Below are 5,549 nucleotides of genomic sequence, written 5' to 3'. Positions count from 1 at the left end.
GTAAATGCGAAATGGCCACCCAGCTTTGGGTGGCCATTTCGACTTAAAGGAAGTCCGGCGGTGTCCTACTCTCCCACAGGGTCCCCCCTGCAGTACCATCGGCGCTGAGAGGCTTAGCTTCCGGGTTCGGAATGTGACCGGGCGTTTCCCTCTCGCTATGGCCGCCGAAACACTATTGATGTTTCAAAAACCAACAACGATATTTCATTGTTGTGTTCCCGACCGTACATCGAGAACCACTCAGTGGACGCAAGCACCAAAAACGGTGTGTTATCAAGTCATCGGCTTATTAGTACCGGTCAGCTTCACGTATTACTACGCTTCCACATCCGGCCTATCAACCCAGTAGTCTGGCTGGGAGCCTCTCACCATAAATGGTATGGAAGTCTCATCTTGAGGCCGGCTTCCCGCTTAGATGCTTTCAGCGGTTATCCATCCCGAACGTAGCTAATCAGCGGTGCTCCTGGCGGAACAACTGACACACCAGAGGTTCGTCCAACCCGGTCCTCTCGTACTAGGGTCAGATCCTCTCAAACTTCCTACGCGCGCAGCGGATAGGGACCGAACTGTCTCACGACGTTCTAAACCCAGCTCGCGTACCGCTTTAATGGGCGAACAGCCCAACCCTTGGGACCTACTCCAGCCCCAGGATGCGACGAGCCGACATCGAGGTGCCAAACCATGCCGTCGATATGGACTCTTGGGCAAGATCAGCCTGTTATCCCCGAGGTACCTTTTATCCGTTGAGCGACAGCGCTTCCACAAGCCACTGCCGGATCACTAGTCCCGACTTTCGTCCCTGCTCGACCTGTCAGTCTCACAGTCAAGCTCCCTTGTGCACTTACACTCGCCACCTGATTGCCAACCAGGTTGAGGGAACCTTTGGGCGCCTCCGTTACATTTTGGGAGGCAACCGCCCCAGTTAAACTACCCACCAGGCACTGTCCCTGAACCGGATCACGGTCCTAAGTTAGATATCCAGAGTGACCAGAGTGGTATTTCAACAATGACTCCACACTCACTGGCGTGAATGCTTCACCGTCTCCCACCTATCCTACACAAGCCACACCGAACACCAATACCAAGCTGTAGTAAAGGTCACGGGGTCTTTCCGTCCTGCTGCGCGTAACGAGCATCTTTACTCGTAATGCAATTTCGCCGAGTTCGCGGTTGAGACAGTTGGGAAGTCGTTACGCCATTCGTGCAGGTCGGAACTTACCCGACAAGGAATTTCGCTACCTTAGGATGGTTATAGTTACCACCGCCGTTTACTGGGGCTTAAATTCTCAGCTTCGCCTTGCGGCTAACCGGTCCTCTTAACCTTCCAGCACCGGGCAGGCGTCAGTCCGTATACATCGTCTTGCGACTTGGCACGGACCTGTGTTTTTAGTAAACAGTCGCTACCCACTAGTCTCTGCGGCCACCACACCCTTTCGGAGCAAGTCCTAATAAGTGGATGGCCCCCCTTCTCCCGAAGTTACGGGGGCATTTTGCCGAGTTCCTTAACCACGATTCTCTCGATCTCCTTGGTATTCTCTACCTGACCACCTGAGTCGGTTTGGGGTACGGGCGGCTTGAACCTCGCGTCGATGCTTTTCTTGGCAGCATAGGATCACCCACTTTTTATCCGCATCGTGTCTCAGCCTATGTAAGTGACGGATTTGCCTATCACTTGGCCTACGCACTTGCACCAGGACTACCATCGCCTGGCTTGGGCTACCTTCCTGCGTCACACCTGTTAATACGCTAGCCGCACCAGCATGGGGTCGAGCGTTCACACGGACGTGCCTTCACCCCGAAGGGATCAACAACATTCCGAGCTAGGACTCTTAGCACCACTGGATTAGCTTGGGCGGTTCTTCGCCGGTACGGGAATATCAACCCGTTGTCCATCGACTACGCCTGTCGGCCTCGCCTTAGGTCCCGACTTACCCAGGGAAGATTAGCTTGACCCTGGAACCCTTGGTCTTTCGGAGGACGTGTTTCTCACACGTCTTTCGCTACTCATGCCTGCATTCTCACTCGTGTAGCGTCCACGGCTGGGTCACCCCGCCGCTTCACTCGCCACACGACGCTCTCCTACCCATCAACACGGCTGGACCACGAAGGCCTACCAAAAATGTCAATGCCACAACTTCGGTGGCGTGCTTGAGCCCCGTTACATTGTCGGCGCGGAATCACTTGACCAGTGAGCTATTACGCACTCTTTCAAGGGTGGCTGCTTCTAAGCCAACCTCCTGGTTGTCAAAGCAACTCCACATCCTTTCCCACTTAGCACGCGCTTAGGGACCTTAGTTGGTGGTCTGGGTTGTTTCCCTCTCGACTATGAAGCTTATCCCCCACAGTCTCACTGCTGCGCTCTCACTTACCGGCATTCGGAGTTTGGCTGACGTCAGTAACCTTGTAGGGCCCATCGGCCATCCAGTAGCTCTACCTCCGGCAAGAAACACGCAACGCTGCACCTAAATGCATTTCGGAGAGAACCAGCTATCACGAAGTTTGATTGGCCTTTCACCCCTATCCACAGCTCATCCCCTCAGTTTTCAACCTAAGTGGGTTCGGTCCTCCACGACGTCTTACCGTCGCTTCAACCTGGCCATGGATAGATCACTTCGCTTCGGGTCTAGGACACGCGACTGAATCGCCCTATTCAGACTCGCTTTCGCTACGGCTACCCCACACGGGTTAACCTCGCCACGTATCGCTAACTCGCAGGCTCATTCTTCAAAAGGCACGCTGTCACCCCTACTAAGGAGGCTCCAACGGTTTGTAAGCAAACGGTTTCAGGTACTATTTCACTCCCCTCCCGGGGTACTTTTCACCTTTCCCTCACGGTACTTGTCCGCTATCGGTCATCTGGGAGTATTTAGGCTTATCAGGTGGTCCTGACAGATTCACACGGGATTTCTCGGGCCCCGTGCTACTTGGGATACTCTTCACGCCAAGAACAAGCATTTCGACTACGGGGTTCGCACCCTCTATGACCGGCCGTTCAAAACCGTTCGTCTATACTCTCTTGTCACGTCGATCATTCGGCAGAACAATCCGAAAAGTCCCACAACCCCCAACATGCAACGCCTGCCGGCTATCACACACGCTAGGTTTAGCCTCTTCCGATTTCGCTCGCCACTACTGACGGAATCGCTTTTGCTTTCTCTTCCTGTGGGTACTGAGATGTTTCACTTCCCCACGTTCCCTCTACCCGCCCTATATATTCAGGCGGGAGTCACCAGGTACGCACGCGCCCTGGCGGGGTTTCCCCATTCGGACACCCTCGGATCAAAACTCGCTTATCAGTTCCCCGAGGCTTATCGCAGATTGCTACGTCCTTCTTCGGCTCCAGATGCCAAGGCATCCACCGTTTGCTCTTAAAGACTTGAAATCACATGAGTTGAATCGTCAAAAAATTGACTAATGATCTTTAAGATCATCTTCACGACACAAACCCGAAGGCTCATGTCGAAGATGCTCGCGTCCACTGTGTAGTTCTCAAAGTACGGGCGGTACCCCTCCCCGACGCCACAACCGTGACACCAGAAAAAGGCCCTCGAGGAACAGCCACCAACCACACCCAGTCAAACGACTGACGCGATCAGCGCCCGGCCCCTCAGGACCCAACAGCGTGCATGTACCCACCCCTCCAGACCGAACCGTTCCTGCAGACAAGCTGCGTACTAGATCCAAACCATCAGATATGAGCACCAAGTCAAATGTTCCACCCATGAGCTAACCGGCAGACACATTCGGTCTGATCCGGCGCCTGGACACAAGAGCCCGAAGACCCCAGTGCCAGATGCTCCTTAGAAAGGAGGTGATCCAGCCGCACCTTCCGGTACGGCTACCTTGTTACGACTTAGTCCTAATTACCGATCCCACCTTCGACGGCTCCCTCCACAAGGGTTGGGCCACCGGCTTCAGGTGTTACCGACTTTCATGACTTGACGGGCGGTGTGTACAAGACCCGGGAACGTATTCACCGCAGCGTTGCTGATCTGCGATTACTAGCGACTCCGACTTCATGAGGTCGAGTTGCAGACCTCAATCCGAACTGGGACCGGCTTTTTGGGATTCGCTCCACCTCACGGTATTGCAGCCCTTTGTACCGGCCATTGTAGCATGCGTGAAGCCCAAGACATAAGGGGCATGATGATTTGACGTCATCCCCACCTTCCTCCGAGTTGACCCCGGCAGTATCCCATGAGTTCCCACCATTACGTGCTGGCAACATAGAACGAGGGTTGCGCTCGTTGCGGGACTTAACCCAACATCTCACGACACGAGCTGACGACAACCATGCACCACCTGTTTACGAGTGTCCAAAGAGTTGACCATTTCTGGCCCGTTCTCGTATATGTCAAGCCTTGGTAAGGTTCTTCGCGTTGCATCGAATTAATCCGCATGCTCCGCCGCTTGTGCGGGTCCCCGTCAATTCCTTTGAGTTTTAGCCTTGCGGCCGTACTCCCCAGGCGGGGAACTTAATGCGTTAGCTGCGTCACGGAAACCGTGGAATGGTCCCCACAACTAGTTCCCAACGTTTACGGGGTGGACTACCAGGGTATCTAAGCCTGTTTGCTCCCCACCCTTTCGCTCCTCAGCGTCAGTTACGGCCCAGAGATCTGCCTTCGCCATCGGTGTTCCTCCTGATATCTGCGCATTCCACCGCTACACCAGGAATTCCAATCTCCCCTACCGCACTCTAGTCTGCCCGTACCCACTGCAGGCCCGAGGTTGAGCCTCGGGATTTCACAGCAGACGCGACAAACCGCCTACGAGCTCTTTACGCCCAATAATTCCGGATAACGCTTGCGCCCTACGTATTACCGCGGCTGCTGGCACGTAGTTAGCCGGCGCTTTTTCTGCAGGTACCGTCACTTTCGCTTCTTCCCTGCTAAAAGAGGTTTACAACCCGAAGGCCGTCATCCCTCACGCGGCGTTGCTGCATCAGGCTTTCGCCCATTGTGCAATATTCCCCACTGCTGCCTCCCGTAGGAGTCTGGGCCGTGTCTCAGTCCCAGTGTGGCCGGTCACCCTCTCAGGCCGGCTACCCGTCGACGCCTTGGTGAGCCATTACCTCACCAACAAGCTGATAGGCCGCGAGCCCATCCCAGACCAAAAAATCTTTCCAACCCCCACCATGCGATAGGGGCTCATATCCAGTATTAGACGCCGTTTCCAGCGCTTATCCCAGAGTCCAGGGCAGGTTGCTCACGTGTTACTCACCCGTTCGCCACTGATCCACCAAGCAAGCTTGGCTTCACCGTTCGACTTGCATGTGTTAAGCACGCCGCCAGCGTTCATCCTGAGCCAGGATCAAACTCTCCGTAAAAAAGAAATGCATACAACCACCGGGAAAACGGGGCCGCAGCGAGTTTGAAACTGACCAAAGAGAAACATCATTACTGACGTATCCATATGCCAACCCCCAAAAGGGCTGGTCTTTGATCCAAAGGAATTTCTCGCAATCCGAATACACGGACCGACGAGGAATAAATTGGCATTTGACAAGTGCACGCTGTTGAGTTCTCAAGGAACGGACGCACCCACAGGAA

General features: G+C 54.4%; 3 rRNA genes. All 3 read right to left on the bottom strand.

Annotated features, from left to right (window positions below):
• Positions 1-52 precede the first annotated feature (52 nt).
• A 5S ribosomal RNA gene (gene rrf, locus LPW41_RS16695) occupies positions 53-169 on the bottom strand.
• Positions 170-269: 100 nt separating this feature from the next.
• Positions 270-3,382: ribosomal RNA gene (locus LPW41_RS16690) — 23S ribosomal RNA — on the bottom strand.
• A gap of 422 nt (positions 3,383-3,804) precedes the next feature.
• Positions 3,805-5,326, bottom strand: a 16S ribosomal RNA gene (locus tag LPW41_RS16685).
• The 16S, 23S and 5S rRNA genes sit together here, the layout of an rRNA operon.
• Positions 5,327-5,549 lie beyond the last annotated feature (223 nt).

This window comes from Microbacterium sp. JC 701, from assembly GCF_021026215.1.
Classification (GTDB): domain Bacteria; phylum Actinomycetota; class Actinomycetes; order Actinomycetales; family Microbacteriaceae; genus Microbacterium; species Microbacterium algihabitans.
Note: the sequence above shows the minus strand (reverse complement) of the source record. Positions and strands in the feature narration are given on the sequence as shown.